The organism is Acidobacteriota bacterium (genome assembly GCA_022340665.1).
Classification (GTDB): Bacteria; Acidobacteriota; Thermoanaerobaculia; order Thermoanaerobaculales; family Sulfomarinibacteraceae; genus Sulfomarinibacter.
Genome location: JAJDNM010000046.1, coordinates 20,658 through 42,182, shown reverse-complemented (window position 1 = coordinate 42,182; position 21,525 = coordinate 20,658). Strand labels below are relative to the sequence as shown.

At 61.3% G+C, this 21,525-nt stretch carries 15 protein-coding genes; 8 read left to right on the top strand and 7 right to left on the bottom strand.

Annotated features, from left to right (window positions below; all coding sequences use genetic code 11):
- Positions 1 to 138: 138 nt before the first annotated feature.
- The 3 genes from queC (at position 139) to LJE93_06550 (ending at position 3,506) form a co-directional block, all read left to right on the top strand.
- Positions 139 to 828 carry a 7-cyano-7-deazaguanine synthase QueC gene (queC, locus tag LJE93_06560; protein MCG6948562.1) on the top strand — a complete coding sequence of 230 codons (690 nt, stop codon included), beginning with the start codon at positions 139 to 141 and terminating at the stop codon, positions 826 to 828.
- Positions 829 to 1,125: 297 nt separating this feature from the next.
- Positions 1,126 to 1,515 carry a BlaI/MecI/CopY family transcriptional regulator gene (locus LJE93_06555; protein MCG6948561.1) on the top strand — a complete coding sequence of 130 codons (390 nt, stop codon included), beginning with the start codon at positions 1,126 to 1,128 and terminating at the stop codon, positions 1,513 to 1,515.
- Complete coding sequence (locus LJE93_06550) at positions 1,512 to 3,506, top strand: hypothetical protein (GenBank protein ID MCG6948560.1); 1,995 nt, start codon at positions 1,512 to 1,514, stop codon at positions 3,504 to 3,506. The genes LJE93_06555 and LJE93_06550 overlap by 4 nt, the downstream gene beginning before the upstream one ends.
- Before the next feature lie 21 nt (positions 3,507 to 3,527).
- Here LJE93_06550 and feoB read toward each other — a convergent pair whose 3' ends face one another.
- Both feoB and LJE93_06540 read right to left on the bottom strand, forming a co-directional pair.
- Entirely contained in the window at positions 3,528 to 5,447 is a 1,920-nt protein-coding gene (gene feoB, locus LJE93_06545; protein MCG6948559.1) for a ferrous iron transport protein B, read from the bottom strand.
- Positions 5,444 to 5,725 carry a FeoA domain-containing protein gene (locus LJE93_06540; protein ID MCG6948558.1) on the bottom strand — a complete coding sequence of 94 codons (282 nt, stop codon included), beginning with the start codon at positions 5,723 to 5,725 and terminating at the stop codon, positions 5,444 to 5,446. Before LJE93_06540 ends, feoB begins: the two co-directional genes overlap by 4 nt.
- Positions 5,726 to 6,141: 416 nt before the next feature.
- On the opposite strand from LJE93_06540, the gene LJE93_06535 reads away from it, so the two are divergent.
- From LJE93_06535 to LJE93_06525, 3 genes are all read left to right on the top strand, one after another.
- The gene (locus tag LJE93_06535) at positions 6,142 to 8,151 is read left to right on the top strand and encodes a beta-propeller domain-containing protein (protein ID MCG6948557.1); all 2,010 of its coding nucleotides are present in this window, start codon (positions 6,142 to 6,144) and stop codon (positions 8,149 to 8,151) included.
- A gap of 207 nt (positions 8,152 to 8,358) precedes the next feature.
- Positions 8,359 to 10,359 (top strand): urocanate hydratase, encoded by a 2,001-nt coding sequence (locus LJE93_06530; protein ID MCG6948556.1) that lies wholly within the window; start codon positions 8,359 to 8,361, stop codon positions 10,357 to 10,359.
- Positions 10,360 to 10,593: 234 nt separating this feature from the next.
- Positions 10,594 to 11,853, top strand: coding sequence for a DUF4010 domain-containing protein (locus LJE93_06525; protein MCG6948555.1), 1,260 nt, complete (start codon positions 10,594 to 10,596; stop codon positions 11,851 to 11,853).
- On the opposite strand, the gene LJE93_06520 is transcribed toward LJE93_06525, so the two are convergent.
- Positions 11,825 to 12,223 (bottom strand): YkgJ family cysteine cluster protein, encoded by a 399-nt coding sequence (locus tag LJE93_06520; protein MCG6948554.1) that lies wholly within the window; start codon positions 12,221 to 12,223, stop codon positions 11,825 to 11,827. The genes LJE93_06525 and LJE93_06520 overlap by 29 nt on opposite strands.
- Before the next feature lie 79 nt (positions 12,224 to 12,302).
- Here LJE93_06520 and LJE93_06515 point away from each other — a divergent pair, with 79 nt between their 5' ends.
- On the top strand, positions 12,303 to 13,052 hold the full coding sequence (locus LJE93_06515) for a hypothetical protein (GenBank protein MCG6948553.1): 750 nt from the start codon (positions 12,303 to 12,305) through the stop codon (positions 13,050 to 13,052).
- A 47-nt stretch (positions 13,053 to 13,099) separates the two neighbouring features.
- On the opposite strand, the gene LJE93_06510 is transcribed toward LJE93_06515, so the two are convergent.
- From LJE93_06510 to LJE93_06495, 4 genes are all read right to left on the bottom strand, one after another.
- Positions 13,100 to 14,155 (bottom strand): phosphotransferase family protein, encoded by a 1,056-nt coding sequence (locus tag LJE93_06510; protein MCG6948552.1) that lies wholly within the window; start codon positions 14,153 to 14,155, stop codon positions 13,100 to 13,102.
- A gap of 82 nt (positions 14,156 to 14,237) precedes the next feature.
- Positions 14,238 to 16,367 (bottom strand): alkaline phosphatase D family protein, encoded by a 2,130-nt coding sequence (locus LJE93_06505; protein MCG6948551.1) that lies wholly within the window; start codon positions 16,365 to 16,367, stop codon positions 14,238 to 14,240.
- 320 nt (positions 16,368 to 16,687) lie between these two features.
- Positions 16,688 to 18,442 (bottom strand): ABC transporter ATP-binding protein/permease, encoded by a 1,755-nt coding sequence (locus LJE93_06500; protein ID MCG6948550.1) that lies wholly within the window; start codon positions 18,440 to 18,442, stop codon positions 16,688 to 16,690.
- On the bottom strand, positions 18,439 to 20,244 hold the full coding sequence (locus LJE93_06495; GenBank protein ID MCG6948549.1) for an ABC transporter ATP-binding protein/permease: 1,806 nt from the start codon (positions 20,242 to 20,244) through the stop codon (positions 18,439 to 18,441). Before LJE93_06495 ends, LJE93_06500 begins: the two co-directional genes overlap by 4 nt.
- A gap of 288 nt (positions 20,245 to 20,532) precedes the next feature.
- Here LJE93_06495 and hpt point away from each other — a divergent pair, with 288 nt between their 5' ends.
- Positions 20,533 to 21,066: a hypoxanthine phosphoribosyltransferase gene (hpt, locus tag LJE93_06490; protein MCG6948548.1), complete on the top strand. Its 534-nt coding sequence runs from the start codon at positions 20,533 to 20,535 to the stop codon at positions 21,064 to 21,066.
- The last annotated feature ends 459 nt before the right edge of the window (positions 21,067 to 21,525 follow it).

The following is a 21,525-nucleotide window of genomic DNA, read 5'->3' as shown; positions in this document are numbered from 1 at the left end:
CGCTCAGTTTTGAGTTCTTAGTTTTGAGTTTTGAGTTCCCCCAACCCGCCCGGGATCGGGGAGGGTGGCGGCAACTCAAAACTGATAACTCAAAACTCAACACTTCCGAATCTCCTTTGATGGCGGCACAATATCTTCATGACCGAATGCGCTCCTGCCGTGGTGCTGCTTTCCGGTGGTCTGGACTCGACGACCGTTCTGGCCATCGCCAGGGAGGAGGGCCTCGTGTGCCACTGTCTGACAGTCGACTACGGTCAGCGACATCGAATCGAACTCGAGGCGGCGCGACGGGTGGCCGAAGCCCTCGGCGCCGCCTCTCACCGCGTGATTACCCTCGACCTTCGAGCGATCGGCGGCTCGGCACTGACTGACGACATCGACGTACCCAAGGACCGGGACCCGGAATCCGGCGAGGTACCGATCACGTACGTACCCGCCCGAAACACCGTGCTCCTTTCCCTGCTCCTCGGCCTGGCCGAGGTGGTCGGAGCCAACCAGCTCTTTATCGGCGCCAACGCGGTCGACTACTCGGGTTACCCTGACTGCCGGCCGGACTTCCTGCAAGCCTTCGAAAAACTGGCTTCTCTGGCGACCGTCGCCGGCGCCGAACAAGATGTGCAGTACCGGGTCCGCGCTCCTCTGCTGGACCTCTCCAAGGCCGACATCATCCGCCGCGGGCTCTCGCTCGGCGTCGATTACGGCCTCACCTGGTCGTGTTATGACCCAATCCCTGAAGGCCTCGCCTGCGGTCGCTGCGACTCCTGTACCCTGCGCCAGCGCGGATTCGAGGAGGCCGGAGTCGACGATACGATTACCTACGCGCCTTGAACGGCCGATGCCGCACGTCGCGTTCGAAGATCATCTCACCTCACTGACGCCCAATCCTTTTCATGAGTGGTTCGAACTGTAAAGACGCAAAGAGCGCCAAGAGATGATTCCGTCAGGCCGTCGAACTGCCTTCAACATTCTTCGCGTTCTTTGCGTCCTGGCGGTTCGCATGATCTTGAAGGAGGCCGAGCAGTCCACAGCCTCCCAGTGACCGCAAGGATCCCTTCTGGACGGCTTGGTCTTGACAAACTACCTTGGTAGTATTACCTTGGTAGTCGTAAACGATTCGGAGGACTCATGGGCAAGCACACACTCGGAGAGCTGCAACACGCCATCATGCAGGTCTTGTGGGCACGCACCGAGGCAACGGTGGCCGAGGTCCACAGGGCGTTGCAGGACGATCGTGGCCTCGCACCCACAACCATCGCCACCATGCTCCGTAAAATGGAAGACAAGGGTGTCGTCGCCCACCGGGTCGAAGATCGACACTTCGTCTACCGACCCACTGTCAGCGAAGATGAGGTTCGGTTGACGATGGTTTCGGAGCTGTTAAACCGCCTGTTTGCCGGAGATCCGGCGGCGCTGGTCTCGCACCTGGTCGTCGACCACGATATGGACGAGGCGGAAATCGAGAAGCTCCGAAGTCTCCTCGACGGACTCGATGCCGGAAATGGGGAAGATCGATGAACACAGCGACAGTCGCCTCTTGGCTCCTCACCTACCTGATTCACAGTACGCTTCTCCTCTGCGCTGCTTGGCTCTTCTCTCGCGCTCTTGGTGAACGACTGATGCCGTTGCAGGAGACTCTCTTGCGAGTCGCCCTGATCGGCGGTCTGCTGACCGCAACAGCGCAGGCCGGACTCGGTTTCGAGCCCGTCGGCGGAATCGTTGCCATTGAAGGTCTCTCAGCTGCATGCCCTTCCACCACGATCGATCAGACCGCAGTCAACACTTCTCTGGTCGCTAACCCGGCGTCATCCAGCCGGTTCACCCGGATTGGACGCGACTCAATCTGGCCAGTCGCTTTCGTTTCACTCTGGGCCATTGGCTCGCTTTTGGCGATGCTGACTCTCGGCCGGTCGGCGCTCGATCTCCGACGCCTGCTGAAGACGAGGACTCTCCGCTCCGGGGATCAACTTCTCAACCGATTGGCCGTCGCTATGGGCATGCGCCGCAAGGTCCGCCTGAGCACCTCGCCCGCGATCGCGGTACCCTTCGCCACCGGTGTCCAGAGGCCAGAGGTGTGTTGCCCTGAACGGGTCGACGATCTCGCCATCGAGCACAAAAAGAGCCTCTTCGCCCATGAGCTGGCCCACCTGGCGCGCCGTGACCCGGCGTGGCAGCTGCTCTACCGCCTCGGAGAAGCCCTTTTTTTTCTGCAACCGCTCAACCGGCTCGTCCGGCGCCGCCTGGAAGAAATCGCCGAGCACCTCACCGACGAGAGGGCCGTTGCGTGTACCGGTGACCGCCTGGGTCTTGCCAGGTGTCTGGTAGTCGTCGCCCACTGGGGGATCTCACCCGGCCTCCCGGTGACGGCCTTCGCGTCCGGTCCGCGCCTCGACCGCCGGGTTCAGCACCTCATTTCCGGGAATCTGGGGCATCGCGGCCATTCGCTATGGGCCCTCTCCCTCGTCATCGCGGCGGTTGTCTGTTCGGCGATCCTCATGCCCGCGATAGCGCCGTCGCCCGTGCACGCAGGGAGCGCGATCGATCGGTCCGCGACGAATCCAACCAAGACCTGGTCATCGGCTGACAAGGCGCCGGCGGAAGAGGCACCGCCTGCGCCGACCGCGCCTTCGCCGCCGATCGCAGCCGCCCCCGTACCGGAGCCTGTTTCGGCTCCAGCGGAGCCGGCTCCGCCGCACCCGTCCACCGGAATCGCTCCAGCACCGGTGTCGGCGCCTGTTGCCGCCGAAGCTCCCTCCCCCGTGTCCGTCCCTGCCACCGGTGTGGAACCCGTTCCGCCGTCCCAACCCGCCGCACCTGAACCGCCGTCGAAAGAGGCGGCTTCACCCGGCCAATCGACGGAAAGCAGCTCGCCCGAGGCCGAGCGCGCGAGAAGCGAAGCTCGAGTACGAGCTCATGAGGCGGCACTGGCTCGCAGGGCAGACTCACGAGAGACGGCCGAGCGGGCTCGGGAGCTGGCGCGAGAAGCCTCCGAACAACAACGTCTGACGGATGCCGAGCGGGAAAAGCTCCGTGACGAGGCTCGAGAGATGTCGAGGCGGGCAGAAGCCCTTGCGCGTGAGCGGGCGCAGATCGCTCGGGAACAAGCTCGTGAGGCCGCCGAGCGACAGAGAGAGCTTGCGTTGAAGGCCGCTCAACTCGAGCGTATGACAGATGCCGACCGTGAAAAGTTCCGCGCCGAAGCTCGAGAGTTGTCGCGGCATACAGAGGCCGAGGCGCGTGAACAGGCGAGGGTTGCCCGGGAGCTGGCTCGTGAGCAGGCCGAGCGACAGAGAGAGTTCGCATCGAGGGCCGCAGAGATCGAGCGCATGAACGATGTCGAACGGGAGCGGCTCCGCGAGCGCGCTGAGGCTCTCGAAGCCGACGCCCGCAGGAGGGCGCTCGAGGCGAATCGCCTCGACGCCGAGCGATTGCGGGAACTGTCGGACCGCGCTCGAAAGCGCGCCGAGGAGGCCGAACGTCAGGCGGAAACGGAACGCCATCGACAGTAGAGGCCCCAGGACCAGTCGAGTCTAGACGAAAAGCGCGTAACCGAAACGGCCGACGACTGCGATCACGAGTGCGAGAACCACCGAAAAGGCCGAGATCGCAGCGGTGTCGCGCCAGCCTAGCTCCTTCGCCATGACTGCTACCGTCGCAACGCAGGGCACGTAGAAGACAACAAAGAGCGTAAAGGTCAGCATCTGGCCATTGGTCAGAACGGTCGACAGATGTGTCGTGCCAAGCGCCTGAACGAGCATCACCAAGGTCAGTTCCTTGCGGAGTATGCCGAAGATCAGCGTCATCCCGACCGCCGCCGGCAGGCCGAGCGCCAGCACGGTGAGCGGCGACAACAGGGCGTTAATCGTGTCGGCCGCTTCCGCCCATTCGAGGAGGCCGAGAATCACCGACGATACGACCAGCAGCGGCCAGGCGATCGTGATGAACTCCTTGAGGGTCAGCCACGTCTTGGCCGCGAGCGTCTTCAGTTGTGGAAGCTGCAACTCGGGGATCTCGAGAATCAAGCCTGGTGAAGCACCATCGACAGTGCGCGCGAGAACATTGCCGAGCGAAACCACCACGGTGAGGTTGAAAAGGTAGATGCCGAGCGCCCACCAGGGACCCATGTAAGCTGCAACCAACCCGAAGATGACGATTGTCCGTGCCGAACAGGGTATGAACGAGGCGAGAACAGCAGTAATCCGCCGGTCTCGTTGGGATTGGAGTATCCGCGCTGACATGATCGCGGGTACCGAGCATCCGTAACCAAGAATCAGTGGCAGCACCGATTTACCGTGCAGGCCGATGCGGTGCATGAATCCGTCGAGGACGTACGCCATCCGAGGCAAATATCCGCTGTCTTCGAGGATCGCGAGTCCGATCAGAAAGGGCAGCAGATACGGTAGGACGATGGCAACTCCGCCGGCGATTCCCGTGAGGGCCCCGGCGGCAAGCGTTCCCAGGAGCGTATCGGGTGGGAGCCGTGCAGCGAGGACCGCACCCATCCGATCGGTCATCTCGACCAACGGCACCTCGATCCTCTGTCCGACCCGAAACACGACCCAGAACAGAAGACCGAGAATCGCGATCATCACTGGTCCGCCGGTCCAGGGGTGAAGGAACACCCGATCTGCCCATTCGCGCCAGCCGATCTCCGGTCGCTCATGGGCCACGACTTCCTCTTCGATACAGTGTGCAACCGCGTGGCGAGAGCCGGAGATCACCTGGTCGGCACTCCATCCGTGCGCCTTCTGCAACACGGCCGCAACGCCCCGCACCGGCTTTTTGAGTTCCGGCCGCTGGCCGTAAACTTGCCGCTCGAAGTGCGGGTCTCGTTCGAGCAGCTTTTCCGCCACCAACCGCCCGGGCACTCCGTCCCCGACGTCGGCGGCATCGATCAATCCGGTGACCTCCTCGATGGCCTCTTCGACCTCCCGGTCATAGGTCAGAGCGACAGCGTCGTCGCCCGTATGGACGTGTTGCAGCGCTCGGCGGAAGAGCTCGTTCACACCCGAACCCCTCCTGCCGACGGTCGCCACCACCGGCACGCCGATCTGCCGCGACAGCTCGTCGGGATCGACCACCATCCCACCGCGAGCAGCCTCATCCATCATGTTGAGAGCGATGATCATGGGTCGTTCAAGCTCGAGGAGCTGCATGGTCAGCTCGAGCGAACGGCCGAGTCGGCTCGCGTCCACAACGTTGATGATCAGGTCATAAGGATCTTCGAGGAGGTATCCTTCCGACTTTCCCGCATCCGCTCTTGACGAGGTCAGCGAGTAGATGCCCGGCAGATCCACGACCTCCACTTCATGACCGTGGATCATTGCCTTGCTCACGGTGAACGTAGCCGAGGACCCCGGAAAGTTGGCGGTCGCCGCCCGGTATCCCGCCACCGAATTGAAGATGGTGCTTTTTCCCGAGTTCGGTTGTCCAGCGAGGACGAACCTCATTTCTGGCCTGCCTCCGGATCGGCCGGGTGGCCGATCAGAGGCTCGAGCTTCCCATCCAGATCAACCCGGATCTTGGCCGCGATGCCTCGACCGAGGGCAAGCCTGGTACCGTTCACTTCGACCAGAACAGGACCTCTGAATGGCGCCCGTTCGACAACGGTCAGCCAGTCGCCGATGTGGATGCCGAGAGTGTTGAGGTGGGCACGAACACGATGGCCTCCATCGATCATCATCACCCGCACCCGTCGTTTCACATCCACCGTGTCGAGAGCCATCATCGGGGCCGAGAACCCTCCAGACCGAAGATCTTATCCGATTGTGAAAAAAATTGCGAATAAAAATCAACAAGGAGATTAATTTAGTGCCATGAGTACTTTAGATCTCTCCCCGGAGGGCCAATCCATGCCTCGGTCGTGTCAGGACAGATACCAAAAATGAGATCCGGGGTCGTTTTTCGACCCGGGCCGAATTCGCCGCATCCAAGTTGCTACGGCAGAATTCCGTCGTGGTTCGGGCGTCCTGAATCGACCGGTCAATCAACCGTCTGCACGACCCTACGGGGGTCTTCAACCTTCAACCCATCGCCCCGGTCTCCGCCCTCATGGACGGCGACACGACACTTCGGGCATCATCCGGATGCGCGATATATATTGGTCAGTGTGCTTACGGTTTGTGGCATGAAGTGGGAGTGGTGATGAAACCGATTCGGGCAATTGCGATGCTCACCTCGCTCCTCCTCGCCGTCCTGTCCCAGGCGGCGTGGACCGACGAGTTCCTGCGTGAGCCACAAACCCGCCGTTCAGCAGGGCGCCGGGTGAGGGCGACCAAGCCACCGTCGTCATCGGTCGCTCTCAAAGCACTGCACGACTGCGCCGAGGCGCGCGACTACCTGATCGAGGTGGCCGTGGAGCGGGTACTCGAGTACCGTTATCAACGATGGTTCATGCTGCCCTGGTCTGGAGGTCCCGAGGATGTCCGAGGATCCTCGGATGTGCCCAGCGACTTCACGACAACCAACAACCAGGAGGCCGGAGTCGACGAGATCGACATCGTCAAAACCGACGGCACACACCTGTATGCCGTTGAAGGCAAAGACCTTCACATCATGCAATCCTGGCCCGCCACCGCCACCGCTGAGCTGGCTGTCGAAGAACTTCCCGGATATGGCCGCGGCCTGTTCTTGCGCGGCGGACGCGCCCTGATCGTATCCGATGTGTGGAACTCGGAGGAAGATTCCGACGGTTTCACCGGAGGAACCCGCTTCACACTTCTCGACGTGGCGGACCCGGCCTCACCCGGTGTTCTGCGCGTCGTCGACATCGAGGGGTGGCTGGTCGACGCACGTCTGATCGACGGAGACCTATACGCCGTGGTTCGTTCGTACATCGAACTGCCGCCAGAGCTCTGGGTTCTGGCATGGCGCGATGATCTCGGGCTTCCCGACCTACCCTGGGATGCCACCGAGGACGAACGCGAGAGCATCCTCGCCGAGGCCCGCACGATCTTCGCGCCGCTGGTGACGGAAATCCTGGCCAAGTACGAGGTCCAGGACATGCTTCCCCGGATGCGCGACGTCTCGGAGAGAGAATCGGCACCCATCGCTGAACCGCTGCTCGATTGCGGCTCGCTCTTCAGACCCGTTCACGCGTCGACCTGGGCTATTCTCTCGATCGTCCATCTCGACCTCGACGAGAACGGACCGGTCAGCGCCACCGGTCTGATCGCGGATGGTTGGACGGTCTACGCCTCGAGGAAGAACCTCTACGTGGCGCAGACGAGCGATTGGTGGTGGTGGGGGTGGATGTGGGCTCCGACAGAGATGACGACTGCGATCCACAAATTCGAACTCGATCCTTCGCAGGACAGCCCTGTTCGGTATTCCGCCTCCGGAGAGGTCGACGGCTGGATCCTCGATCAATTCGCGCTCTCCGAACACCAGGGATTCCTGCGCGTGGCCGCCACCGAGTTCGACTGGTGGTGGAACACGACGCCAGAGCGGGAACAGGCGAGTTCCGTGTCGATTCTGTCCGACGACGGCAACGGGCATCTCCGAGAGGTGGGGCTGGTCGGCGGTCTCGGCCCCAACGAGCGGATCTTCGCGGTTCGATTCATGGGTGACACGGGATACGTCGTCACCTTCGAACAGATCGATCCGCTCTTCACTTTGGATCTCTCCGACCCGTTCTTCCCGAAGGTCGTCGGTGAGCTCGAAGTGACCGGATTCTCGTCCTACCTCCACCCGATCGGCAACGACTGGCTGCTCGCAGTTGGACAGGAAGCGGACGAAGACGGTCGGGTGATCGGCTTGGCAGTGAGCATCTTCGACGTCCGCGACCCGTCGGCCCCGACGCTCGCGCAGCGACACCTGGTCGAGAGCAACCAAGACACCTGGTCATGGTCCGAGGCGATGCACGATCACCACGCGTTCACCTACCACCGCGGCGTTCTCTCTATCCCGGCCTACATCGACGGCGCCGAAGGACGCTTCAGCGGATTGCTGGTGCTGGCGGCCGACCCGGAGGAAGGGATCCGCGAGATCGGCAGGATCGACCACGAGGAGCTGGGCTCGTCGGGGCAGCACGCCTGGATCCGGCGCAGCGTCTATATCGAGGACGTGGTCTATTCGCTGTCGTCGGCCGGGGTCAAGGTGAATGATCTCTTCCATCCCGAGGTCGAAATCGCCAGGGTGCCGTTCGAGGAGTAGCCACCACCAGGCCCCCCAGGCCATACGGTTTAACGGCCATACGGCAAAACGGCCGAATAATGAATCCTCGTGCGAAAAATACAAGAACCACCTGCCGTCGGGCCGTGGGCGGGTGGGCGGGGAAACCGTATTGTCGTCTTCCCAGGTTTGGCACGGATACGGGCACGGGCGCGAGGTGGAAGATACAATGCCCCACCGGAGGACGAGATGAGCGAACCCGCACTGACCGTCGAGCTGACTGAACTGCCGGAGGTCACGGAATTCAAGCCCGGGATCCGCCGGGCGCCCGATCGAGGCTGCACCCTCAACCCTCATGACACGAAGGTGGCGTTGGCAAACGCCCTTCGCTACGTGCCGCTGGAGCACCACGAGATCATCGCACCGGAGTTCCTCGAGGAGCTGATGACGCGCGGCCGGATCTACGGCTACCGCTACCGACCCGACGGCAATATCAGCGGCCGTCCGATTGATTCCTACACCGGGCGCATCACCGAGGCGAAGGCGATGCAGGTGATGATCGACAATAACCTCGATTTCGACGTCGCGCTCTATCCCTACGAGTTGGTGACCTACGGTGAATCGGGACAGGTCTGCCAGAACTGGATGCAGTACCTGCTGATCAAGCGATACCTCGAGATCATGGATGACAGCCAGACCCTGGTGGTCAGCTCGGGCCACCCGCTCGGCCTCTTTCCATCCCGCCCGGAGGCGCCGCGGACCATCATCACCAACGGGTTGATGGTGGGGATGTTCGATACCCCGGAGGATTTCCACCGCCTCGCCGCCCTCGGCTGCGTCAACTACGGCCAGATGACTGCCGGCGGATGGATGTACATCGGCCCACAGGGGATCGTTCACGGCACCTACATCACCCTTCTCAACGCCGGGCGTCTCTACCTCGGGGTGCCCGACAACGGCAATCTCGCGGGCAAGACATTCGTGACCTCGGGCCTCGGCGGCATGTCCGGCGCCCAGCCGAAAGCACTCGAGATCGCGGGCGGTGCCGGCATCGTTGCAGAGGTCGACCCATCCAGGGTCGAGACCCGGCACTCGCAGGGCTGGGTCTCGAGGGTCAGCGACGATTTGGAGACCTCGGTCCGCTGGATGCTCGAGGCAGCGGATGCCGGCGAACCGATCTCCATTGCCTACCTCGGAAACGTCGTCGATCTCCTCGAGTATCTCGACGCGAATGATATCGAGGTCGACCTCTATTCCGATCAGACTTCGTGCCACGTCCCCTACGGCGGTGGATACACGCCGGCGGGTGTTGGCTTCGAGGAAGGCCGAGAGCTGCTCGCTTCAGACCGTGATCGATTCGCCGCCCTGGTGGATTTAAGCCTGGTTCGACACTTCGAGGTGCTGCGAAGGTTGACCGAGAAAGGCGCCCATTTCTGGGACTATGGCAATGCCTTCATGAAGGCGGTCTTCGATGCTGGTGCGACAGAAATTGCGAAGAACGGTGTCGACACCTCCGAGGGCTTCATCTGGCCCTCGTACGTCGAAGACATCATGGGCCCGATGTGCTTTGACTACGGCTACGGCCCGTTCCGCTGGGTCTGCCTGTCGGGCAAAGCAAAGGATCTCGCCAAGACTGATGCCGCGGCGATGGGCTGTATCGACCCCGCCCGCCGCGGCCAGGACCGTGACAACTGGCAGTGGATTCGAGACGCCGAATCGAATGCCCTGGTTGTCGGCACCCAGGCTCGAATTCTCTATGCAGATGCAGAGGGGCGGACCTCAATCGCCCGGGAGTTCAACCGTATGGTACGTGAAGGCGAAATCGGTCCGGTGATGATGGGCCGCGACCACCACGATACCGGCGGCACGGATTCGCCCTTCCGCGAAACCGCCAACATTTACGACGGCTCGAATACGGTCGCCGACATGTCGCACCAGTGCTGGGCCGGTAACGCCGCCCGCGGCATGACCATGGCGGTTCTCTCGAACGGCGGAGGGGTTGGCACCGGCAAGGCGATCAATGGTGGCTTCGGCCTCGTGCTCGACGGGTCTGAACGGGTGGATCGTGTTCTCGACACCGCGCTCGAGTGGGATGCCATGGGCGGTGTCGCCCGCCGAGCCTGGGCTCGCAACGAAAACGCCGTCGAAACGGTCGATACCTGGAATCGCGCCAACGCAGGCCGGGGGCACGTCACCGTGCCGCGGGCAGCAGACCCGGATCTCCTCGATCAGCTGGTTGAGGACGATTGATCCTCGAACCTCGATGCTAGATGCTAGATGCTAGATAGATGCTGGATGCTAGATGCTAGATAGATGCTGGATGCTGGATGCTGGATGCAACAAAAACTTCAATCCTCTCCCGTGAATGTCCAGGGGTGGGCGGGCGGATCCAGCATCCAGTATCCAACATCCAGAATCTGCCGAATTGATGATTACCTTCCCAGTTTTTCGACGCTAGGTGCTCACAAACGCTAAAATGGCTTGGTGGACGCCTTCTTCTCCCATCTTCCGCCCGAGTTCTTCGGTTTCGTCCTCACGCTCGGCCTTTCCCTGCTGATCGGTTTCGAGCGCGAGGAGCATGAACCGGACGGGATCGGCGGCGTTCGCACCTTTCCGATCATTGGCCTCGTCGGTTTTCTGCTGGTCGTGGCCTTTCCGACGACCACACTTCCCTTCTCCCTCGGACTGGTGGTGATGGGCGGCTTGGTCGGCATGTCGCATTGGTACTCCTTGAAGGAGGGAGAGGCCGGTATCACCACCGAGACGGCCGCCCTGCTCACCTACTCCATCGGTGGCTGCGCCGCCATGGGCTTGTACTGGATCGCAATAGCCACCGGAGTGGTCGCGGTCATCTTGCTGCACGAGAAACGGTTCCTCGAAGGTCTGGCAACCGCCCTCCCGCGGCACGAGATGCGCACCCTTCTGCGATTTCTCCTCCTGACCGCGGTCATCCTGCCGGTCGTCCCGAACGAGGAATTCACCCCGTTTGAGATCAATCCGTTCAATATCTGGCTCGTCGTGGTGGCGGTTTCGGCTATCTCCTACGTGAGCTACCTGTTACAGATGTGGTGGGGTGAGGATCGGGGGCTGATCATCGCCGGCCTCCTTGGAGGCGCCTATTCCTCGACCGTTACGACCGTGGTCCTCGCGCGGCAATCGAAAACGAGAGAGCCGTGCTCGGTCGCCTACGCCGGCGCCATCCTCTCAGCCACCGGAATGATGTACATCCGTCTGTGGATCCTGCTGCTTCTCTTCGCCGCGACTCTCGCCAGCCAGCTCACCGCGCTGTTCTGGGGACTGGGGATCGCGGCCATCGTGATCGGCATACTGTTGACGCACTTCACCGGCATGGCCAAGGACTGCAGCTTCGATCCGTCGGCCGATCGACGCGATCGCAACCCTCTTGAGCTGACCTCCGCTTTCACGTTCGCGGCAATCTTCCTGGTGATTCTGATCGCCACAAAAGTGGTAACACACAGGTTCGGCGACACCGGGGTTCTCGTTATGGCCGCCGTCATGGGTGCCGCTGACGTCGACCCATTCATCCTCGGTTTGACCCAGACCGTCGGCTCGACACTCTCGATCGAGACCGCCGCCCTGGCGGTGGTCATCGCCGCCGCAGTCAACAACCTGATGAAGGGGATCTACGCGGTAATCTTCGGATCCAAGCGCACCGGGGGGCTCAGCCTCGCCCTGCTCGGCGGCCTCGGCGTGATCAGCCTGATCGCCTTCTGGATCCTCTGATCCGGCTTTCCCTCGCCTCATCGACAACCGATCGGCGCAGTTGCACCTCGTCCTCCCGGGTAAACCCGAACTCGCACGCCCACGGGCAGAATGCATCGAGGACCACCCGATCCACGGACAGATCGAGAATCATCGGGTAGAGGCGGCAGCCCTCGGGCCGGTCCTGGTGAACCGAGCACCGGCCGTTGGCGAGAAAGATGCACTGCCCATCAACATTCACGAGCTGAAGGTCGTCATCATCGTTGACGAAACAGAACGCGTTTTGGCCCGCCGATTGCAGTCGAGAAACGTCCGCCTCGGTCAGTGTCATGCGAGTATTCACGCAACAGATGTGGCAGTCGTGATCGAAGCACGGGTTCCGGCGGCCCATGCCACATTGTGCCTCCACCCTGCCCGGAAATCGACCGATCGGTTGGAGCAGCGCGTGCTAGCATTCGGCGAACACCGAAATGAAAAACCCTCACCGCAGCCGGTTCCGCGTGCGGTCCTACGAGACCGATCCACAGGACCGGCTTCGGATTCCGATCCTCTGCCAATTCCTACAGGAGGCCGCAACCACGCATGCCGCCATTCTCGGCGTCGCGGTGGAGGTGCTCATCGACAGTGGTTTCGCGTGGGTCCTCTCCAGACTCCAGCTCGAGATGGAGAGATGGCCTGGAGCGGACGAGGAGATCGTCATCGAGACCTGGCCGGATGCTTTGAACCGACTTTTCACCGAGCGAAAGTTCTTGATCTTCGACGTATCTGACCGTCGGATCGGAACCGCGACCACCCTGTGGCTGGTTCTCGATCTGGGACGGCGGCGCCCCATCCGTCTTCCGGCACGGGTGGTGGAACGCTTGACCGCGCTGGGCCTCGATCACACACCCACAAGAGGTGGAGACCTTTCGCCACCGGATCCGATCGACCACGAAATCCCGTTCACTGTTCGCCGTTCAGATCTCGACCTCGCCGGGCACGTCAACAACACGAGCTATGTGGAATGGGCGGTCGAAGCCGTGCCGGACGAGATCTGGGACATTCACGAGCTCGCCTCGCTCGAGATCAAGTTCCTCTCCGAATGCCACCACGGCCAGACCGTCATGTCGCGCAGCCAGCTGATTGACCGCGAAGAGGGAATCGAGGTGCGCCATCAGTTAATGCGACCGGACGACGACACAGACGTCGCGCGTGCGCGCACCTCGTGGCGCCCTCGTTGAAATCTGGGCCAGCTTGATTTTCGTCGGGACGGGCGCGCAACGCGTTTCTACCTCGTCACTGCCTCGGCTGCGTCAGCAAGCACCGAAACCCACAGATTGAGATTCAGGAAACGGGGATCCTTCGTCTGGCCGTGGTACGCACGGTAGTAGATCTGCTGGACGATCACCGCGAGACGGAAAAGACCGTAGCAGTAATAGAAGCCAAAATCTCCGACTTCGATGCCGCTCTTATCCGCATATCGGGCGATCACCTCCGCCCTCGAGGGCGCTCCAACCACGTTTGTGGGCATCATCCGCATCGCCTGCATGGCGGGAGGGTCGCTCTGCTCCACCCAGTACGCGAGTGACGCCCCGAGATCCATTAGAGGGTCACCGATTGTCGCCATCTCCCAGTCGAGGACACCGATGATCCGCCGTGGTTCGTGCGGGTCGAGGACCAGATTGTCGAGGCGGAAATCGTTGTGGACGATGCATCCGGTGCCGGTGTCCGGTGGTCGATTTGCCTCCAGCCAAGTCATGACGCCTTCACAGTCGGGCACGTCGGGTGTACGCACCCTGCGATACCGGTCGGACCATCCGGCTATCTGCCGCTCGACGTACCCTTTTGACTTGCCGAATGTCTCGAGGCCAACGGACCGATGGTCAACCGAGTGCAGCTCGATATGCACGTCGACGACGTTTTCGAAGAGGCCTCTGATGTCCTCGGGAGACAGTGACATCTCCGGTGGAAAATCCCTTCTGACGATGATGCCCTCGATGCGCTCCATCACGTAGAAGGGTGCGCCGATGATGCCTTCATCGTCGCAGTGCGCCAACGGTTTCGGGCAGTAGGGAAAGTCGTTTTGAAGGGCGGTCAACACATCAAACTCGCGCCGCATATCGTGGCCGGTCTTCGGCTTGCTGCCGAATGGTGGCCGCCGGAGCACTAGCTCCGAATCTCCGACCCGCAGCATGTACGTGAGGTTCGAATATCCCGAAGGATATTGCAGAACTTCGATATCGCCCTCGAGTCCGAGCGCGGTTGCTAGGAAAGGAGCCAAGCTCACGGTATCTAGTGTTTCTCCGGGGCGAGCCGCGACCGGCTGGTCAATGGTGTTGTTCATGTCTCAAGTGTCCACGATCATCGCAAAATGAGAAAGAGGGCCCGTCGAGCGGGCCCTCGATTTGCCAGATGGACCGGATTCATCAGGGCGCAGGAGTCAGCACCCCATCCCGAATCGTGAATCTGAGCGGAGTAAACAGGGCTTCCAACGCCTCCGGATCGTCGTAGTAGCTGTTACCAACCTCGTCCGAAGGCATCTGCTGGATGAGGATCTTCATCACGCTGTCGGCGACGTCGAAGATGCCGTAACCGTGGGAAAAGGTATTGGCGTACAGGATATCGGACTGCGACACAGCCGGGCTCATCGCCGATACCTGGAGGAGGAGGGCGTAGTTTTGGAGAATCTCCTCGATGCCCGGTATCTGCCCGAGTATCGGGTCGGAAGCGACGACCCTGATCACGATCTCGGCGTTCGTCGCCGAGGAGATGGCCGGCGGTGTGATCTCGTAAATTCCGTTCTTGTGGTCGGTCACGAATGTCGAGTGGATGTCACCCGAAATCACTACCGTGTTCGGGACCAGACCGAGGAGTCCCAGCACCTCCATGGTCTTTTGCGGCAGGCCGTTGAAGTCCTCGGCGTTGATCACCAGTTTTGTGCGGAGGAAATCCGGGAATTCAACGGGCAGCATATCGGCGATCGCCGGGTTGGTGAAATCGATCACCATCGGCGTCATCATGAACGAGTGGCCCAGAACCCTCCAGGTCGTCGGACTGGCGAGCAACGTCCCCTGGAGCCAGGCGTTCTGCTGCGCTCCATACACCTCCTGCGCCGCGCCCTCTGTCTCGAGGTAGCGGGCGGCGGCGTAGAGGTCGAAGGTATCCTTGATGACCTGCGTCCGCGATCCGCCTGAAGAGTAAATCGCGGTCTTGCCCATCACCAGGAACGAGATCCCCCGCGGTAGCATGGCCAGGACTTCCGCAGAGAACGGCGCTTGCAGCCCAGCCTCTGTAAACAGGAGATTGATGAAGGTGGCGCTCACATTCCCCGACATCGCAGCCTCGCCCAGATCAACCGCGGTGAAGAAATCGAGTTCGGGGTTTTCCATCATGTAGAGATTGGCGGCGATCAGGCTCGTGGTCTGCCGCAGGATCGGCAAATAACCGCCGAGAAGGTCCATATCGACGTAAGGGTCGAAACTCTCCCTGACCGCCGGCCACGCCTCACCCACCATGGCGGCAAGGGTTTCCTCGTCGACCGCGATCTCGCCGGGGAACGCGTCTTCCGGGATCAAATGGTCAGGCCGGAATGACCGCAGATCGGTCAGCACAAGGTGGAGGTTCGAGCCGTAGATCAGATCGCGATAGATCTTCGCGTTCGGATAGAGATCGGCAGCGGTGATCTCGAGCTCGCCCTCCTGGTTGAGGCCGGCATCGATCGGCACCCACTCGTAGAAAGCTCGTTCCGAGTTCTGCTTGCGCTCGACGTCGTACTCGTCTCGACGGCCGTTGTAGTAGGTCGCCGTGGCACCCCAAGCGTCGTTGGCATACTCGTGATCGTCCCAGACCACGAGCATTGGCCACCGTTCGTGGACTTCCTGCAGCACTTCGTCCGAACGGTAGGTGCGATAGAGGGTTCGGTAATTGGCCAGGCTGGCGGCGGCATAGTTGGGGTTCTCTTCCGTGCCGAGCTGAATCGCACCCTCGGTGTCCTCGAAGACCATCTTTCGTTCACTCTCCGGATCCTGGAACTGAGGGTCTCCGGTCGTCTCGTAGACGTAATCGCCAAGGTGGACGATGAAATCGATATCTTCGTCGTGATCGAGCAACAATTTGAGATAGGCGTTGTAGTAGCGACCGATGTAATCCTGGCAATAAACCACCGCAAATCTGACATCGACGTCCATGTCGGGGGTCGGCGCAGTCCGCGTGCGGCCGATTTGCGATAGGTTTTCGTCGACCGCGAACTGGTAGTAGTAGTCGGTGTACGGCATCAGCCCGTCGACCTTGACCTTGACGACGCCGTCGTATTCTTTGTCAATCTCAATCGACCGCTTCATCACCACATTCGTAAAGGCCTGATCGGTGGCGACACTGAGAATGACACCGGAAGGAATCCCGCCATCACCGTCGATCGCTCGGGTCCACAGCACGACACTCGTCGGCGTCGGATCACCCGAAGCCACAGACTGCGGAAAATAGTCATTTGCGGCGGCCACGCCAGCCACGACACACAGGACAACGATCAAACCCGCCGAACGAAGAAAACCACGCATCGCATCCTCCTTCCTCACTGCACGCACGTCCACCCGGTCCGGGGCCCGCGCAGGATCTCGACTCATTTGAGACGCCATATCTGTCACCTCGCAAGAAGCGGGGCACCATGGTAACTCACCCACCCACGTAATGCGGATTTGGGATTTCCCGCCCACCCACACATACCTCGGATACTCGATACTCGATGCTTGATGCTTGATGCTTGATGTTGGATTTTTGGATTCTACAAACGGTTGAATCCTGATTCATGAGTGCCAAGGGCTGGTTGGGTGAGACCAGGATCCAACATCCAGCATCGAGTATCGGGCGGGTGGGCGGGTCACGCGACCAGGAGGTCTTCGCCGGCACGGACGAGCTTGGCGTAGGCGCCGCCGGCAGCGAGCAGCTCGTGGTGGGTGCCCTGCTCGACGATACGCCCATGGTCCATCATCACGATCCGGTCGGCACGCTCCACCGTCGAAAGCCGGTGTGCGATCACGAGCACCGTCTTGCGCTCGAAGATCTTGGCAATCGCATCCTGAATCAGCTGCTCCGTGATCGAGTCAACGGACGCAGTGGCTTCGTCGAGCACAACCACCGAAAGATCGTGCGCCATCGCGCGCGCGAAGGTCAGCAGTTGCCCTTCCCCCACCGACAGATCGGCACCTCGTTCACGCAGCACATGGTCCCACCCGACGCGATCGATCACCCGATCGGCATGGACCAGCTCCGCCGCAGCCTCGGTCTCGGCTGCATCGATGTTTTCGTTCCCCAGATCGATGTTGAAGCGCACCGTCTCCGAAAACAGCTGCGGATCCTGCCGCACACCCGCGATCCGGCGACGCACGTCTTTCGATCGCAGGCCCGACAGCTCCTTCCCGTCAAGCGTGATGCTCCCCCTATAGCCCGTGTACGAAGTGTCGAGGATTCGGGTCAGCGTGGTTTTGCCAGAACCGGTCGAACCGACCACCGCTACCACTTCACCGGGATTCACGTCCAGGTCGATTCCGCTCAGGACGTCCTCGGTGTCTGGCCTGTATCTGAAGAACACCTCACGCATCTTGATCTCGCCCGCGACCTCCGGGTGGCTGACTCCGTCTTCGGACACGGTTTCCGTGACGTCGAGAAGACCGAGGACCTTCTCGAGTGCGGCTGCGCCCCGTTGCAGCACCGCGACCCGAGACGAGAGCTCCCGGAGCGGCCGGAAGAGGCGGTCCAGGTACTCGATGAAGGCAACCAGCACGCCCGCGCTGACCGGCTCGCTCAGCGGCAGGGGAAATCCCATTTGAGTGGCCAACCCAGACCCGTACCACAGCATCACTGCCACGCAGATGGCTGCAGTGCCGTCGACCAGCGCGTACATGAACGAGTCGTAAACATTCGAGCGTGTCGTAGCGCGACGGAATCGATCGTTCCTGAGGTCGAACAGGCGCTCCGAATGGTCCTCGTTGCCAAAGAGCTGGACAACCTCGACGCCGTCCACCCTTTCGGCGAGAAAGGCATTGACCGACGCCAACGCCTCTCGCACCTCCAGAAAGAGAACCCTGAGGCGGCGACGAATGATCTCGAGTACGGCGAGAATCGGCGGCGCCAACAGCATCAAGACGAGGGTCAGCTTCCAATCGAGCAGGAACATTGCAATCAGGGTGCCGGTGATCATCAGGAGGTCGAGAACGATGTTGATAAGGCCGGAAGAGAACGCTTCTCCGAGGGCGTCGATATCCGAGGTCGCCCGGGTCAACAGGCGACCTGCGGGCTGCCGGTCGAGATAGCTCTGACGCAGACTCAGAAGCTTCCGATAGACACCCGAGCGCAGCCGCACGATGGTGCGCTGGCCACCCCACGCGAGTGACATCACGTATCCACCCTCGAGCACATACGCGACGCCAACCGCACCGAGATAGAGCAGCGCGAGGGTCATCAATCCCTCGCTCACCCCCGCCACGATGTGGTCGTCGATGACCTTCTTCAGGATCCAAGGCTGAACCAGGCTGAGGCCCGCGGTGACCGGCGTCAGAATCAGAGCGAGAGCGAAGGCCCATGAATCGGGCCTGAGAAACGGCCACAGGTGGCGCAGCATCGAGCGATCCCTCACGACGCCACCTCGTCCGCCGCACTCTGGCTCTGCACGAGCCAGGTATCCCGGTAAACCCCCGGCCTTCGTATCAGCTCGCTGTGCGGGCCTTCATCGACCAACCTGCCGCTGTCGAGCACCAACACCGTGTCGCAATGTCGCAGGGCCGAGAGACGGTGGCTCGAGATCAGGACCGTTGGTGCTTCCGGTCGGCGCGCGAGGTGAGCGACCGTATCCACCAGCTGCGATTCCGTCTGGTGATCGACTGCCGACAGCACGTCGTCCAGGATCAACACATCACCACTCCGGTAGAGGCCTCGGGCAAGCGCGACCCGCTGTCGCTGACCACCGGAAAGCATGATACCGCGCTCACCGACCACTGTTTGAAGGCCGTCCGGGAGGGCCTCGAGATCGGCACCCAGCGCCGCCATGTCAACCGCGTCCCGAATCCGCGATACATTCGGCTTCTCTTCGAGAGAGACGTTGGCGGAAATCGCGTCGGAAAAGAGGAACGGTCGCTGAGGTACGACCGTCAGCCGCTGGCGCCAGCTCTCGAGATCGAGCGTCAGAATATCGACGTCATCGACGTAGACTGAATCTGCCGGCGGATTGTAGAGCCGGATGAGAAGATGCAACAGTGTGCTCTTGCCGCTTCCGGTCCGCCCGAAGAGTCCGACTACGCCACCAGCCGGGATGGTCGCGGTCAGGCCGCTGAGCACCTCGCGTCCCGGTTCGTCCGGGTAGGCAAAATGGAGATCTCGAATATCGATCCTCGGGCCGCGTCCTGCGTCCAGAATCACACCGGTTGAGCCCTCTGGTCGCTCGATTGGTGCATCCATGAGCTCGAAAATCCGTTCGAGAGCGGCCCTCCCCCGCTGGATCACCGACATCATCCACCCCATCGATCGAAGGGGAGGCAGAAAGACGGTCAACAGCGCGGTGAAGGCAGCGAGCTCTCCGACGGTCAGGGTGCCGGAGAGAGCCATCCTTCCACCCACTGCGATCAGGGCGAACATGGCCACGCCGCCCGAGAGGACGAGCAGTGGTAGAGCGATCGAGCGAATAAGGGCAAGGCGCATTCCGGTGCTGAGCCACGCGATGTTTCTCGTCTCGAAACGCTCGATGAACGACTCCTCTGCCACGAAACCCTGGATCGCCGCCATGCCCTGCAAGCTGCCGAGAACGTGTTCGGAGATCTCGCCGAGCTGTTCCTGGCTCCTACGCGCAAGCAGGAAGAGGCGTCGGATGCCCCACTGAACGAGACCAGCGCCGAGAGCGATCGGCACCAGAACCACAAATGTGAGCCTCGGCGACAGCGACATCATCTTCCACCCGGTGAGGGCTACAGCGAGGGTCACGTTGATCACCTGCAACCCACCGAACCCGACCAGCGTACGAACCCAGCTGATGTCGTTGGCGGCCCGGCTGACGATATCCCCCCTCTTCTGGGTCGCGTAAAATGACGGCTGCAGCCTCAAGAGATGGGCGAAAAGATCTTTCCGCAGGTTGTACTCGATGTGGCGCCCGGGATTGAAGATGAGAACTCTCGACAGGCTCCGGACCACGATCACCGCCACGCCCATGAGCGCGATAGCCACGATGTAGCGGGCCATAGGTTGCTCCGCGCGAAGGGCATCGATCGCGTGGCCGATCTGTCCTGGAATACTGACCGCCAGGTAATTGGTGATCCACAGAAAAATGGCGCCCGCGAGGTAGCTCCACCTGTAGGGCCAGGCATACTCCCGCAGGAGCCGCATCACCGGCCTTTCGGTCTTTTCAGGATTCTCTGTTACAACTTCGCTCAACACCAAGCTCCGTTTCACCGTCGTCTATCCTCGCATGTTTCCTCCCACCCGCCCAGACAGATGCTGGATGCTGGATGCTCGATGCTGGATGCTCGATGCTGGATGCTGGATGCTGGATGCTGGATACTCGATGTTGGATGTTGGATGTTTGATTCAACGAATCGCTGAATGGTTGAGTTGAATTGTCGAGGGGTGGGTGGGCGGAAAATTCGAAATCCGAAATCCGAAATGGGTGGGTGGCAGGCGAGTGGACCTGGATACCCGATCGCGCTAGGCTTCTTCCAGCCGTCGAGAAAAGGGGATGCGATGCCCGAAGAAATGCCTGAAGTCCTCATTAGCGAGGATGAAATCCACCAGAAGGTCGAAGAGCTCGCGCGGCGGATTTCGGCTGACTATCGAGACGTGGATGACCTGATTCTGGTCGGGGTCCTCAAAGGGTCGTTCATTTTTCTCGCCGACCTGGCCCGCCATCTGACGATCCCGAGAAGCGTCGATTTCATGGCCCTTTCGACCTACGGCGACCACACGGAGACCGACGGGGCGGTCCGCATGATCATGGATCTCCGGAGGAATATCGCCGGCCAGCACGTTCTCATCGTCGAAGATATTGTCGATACCGGTTACACCCTCGCCTATCTCGTCCGCACTCTGGCCGCGCGCCAACCCGCATCGCTCAAGACCTGCGTTCTGGTGCACAAGCCCGACCGTCGCGAGGTCTACGCGCAGATTGATTACCTCGGCTTCGAGATCCCCGACGAGTGGGTCGTCGGCTGCGGTCTCGACTGGGCGGAGAAGTACCGGACGCTGCCATATATCGGCGTGGTGAAGCCGGAGGAATAATCCCCCCAACCACCCACCGAATTCGGAATGAGGAATTCTGAATTCGGAATCCCGACCGCGACAGGGGGGAAGGTACCAGGTGGGTGAAATCTTCGGGTGGGGAGGGGACGGGTGTGACCATGCTCACGGCCTCGAGGTGCGACGGAACCTACGATGTTATTGGACGCACCGGACAATCTCCTCCTTTACAAGCCCGTTCGCGGGCTTGCTTTTTTGTTGGTCACACGGTTTTGGGCGAACATCTATTGCAGAACACGATACGGCGCCATCTGCCGTCCCCGCCTTGTCCCGCGGTCCTCAACGTAGCTCCACTACGCCTCCGGCCGCGGGCCGGCGGCGAAACCGGCATCTGGCACCGCCTCGCGCTCTTCGTGACGATGTTGCCCAAAACCGTGCGACCTGATGTCCCGTTCAAAGCAACGATCAACCCGCATCGTCGTGATCATCCCGACGAAGCCG

What these genes read in the sequence shown, in the direction of transcription:
- LJE93_06530 (MCG6948556.1), top strand. Translation starts at nt 8,359, where the DNA reads ATGAGCGAACCCGCACTGACCGTCGAGCTGACTGAACTGCCGGAGGTC.
- LJE93_06515 (MCG6948553.1), top strand. Translation starts at nt 12,303, where the DNA reads ATGAAAAACCCTCACCGCAGCCGGTTCCGCGTGCGGTCCTACGAGACC.
- LJE93_06540 (MCG6948558.1), bottom strand. Translation starts at nt 5,725, where the DNA reads ATGATGGCTCTCGACACGGTGGATGTGAAACGACGGGTGCGGGTGATG.
- queC (MCG6948562.1), top strand. Translation starts at nt 139, where the DNA reads ATGACCGAATGCGCTCCTGCCGTGGTGCTGCTTTCCGGTGGTCTGGAC.
- LJE93_06535 (MCG6948557.1), top strand. Translation starts at nt 6,142, where the DNA reads ATGAAACCGATTCGGGCAATTGCGATGCTCACCTCGCTCCTCCTCGCC.
- feoB (MCG6948559.1), bottom strand. Translation starts at nt 5,447, where the DNA reads ATGAGGTTCGTCCTCGCTGGACAACCGAACTCGGGAAAAAGCACCATC.
- LJE93_06505 (MCG6948551.1), bottom strand. Translation starts at nt 16,367, where the DNA reads ATGCGTGGTTTTCTTCGTTCGGCGGGTTTGATCGTTGTCCTGTGTGTC.
- LJE93_06510 (MCG6948552.1), bottom strand. Translation starts at nt 14,155, where the DNA reads ATGAACAACACCATTGACCAGCCGGTCGCGGCTCGCCCCGGAGAAACA.
- hpt (MCG6948548.1), top strand. Translation starts at nt 20,533, where the DNA reads ATGCCCGAAGAAATGCCTGAAGTCCTCATTAGCGAGGATGAAATCCAC.
- LJE93_06520 (MCG6948554.1), bottom strand. Translation starts at nt 12,223, where the DNA reads ATGGGCCGCCGGAACCCGTGCTTCGATCACGACTGCCACATCTGTTGC.
- LJE93_06555 (MCG6948561.1), top strand. Translation starts at nt 1,126, where the DNA reads ATGGGCAAGCACACACTCGGAGAGCTGCAACACGCCATCATGCAGGTC.
- LJE93_06550 (MCG6948560.1), top strand. Translation starts at nt 1,512, where the DNA reads ATGAACACAGCGACAGTCGCCTCTTGGCTCCTCACCTACCTGATTCAC.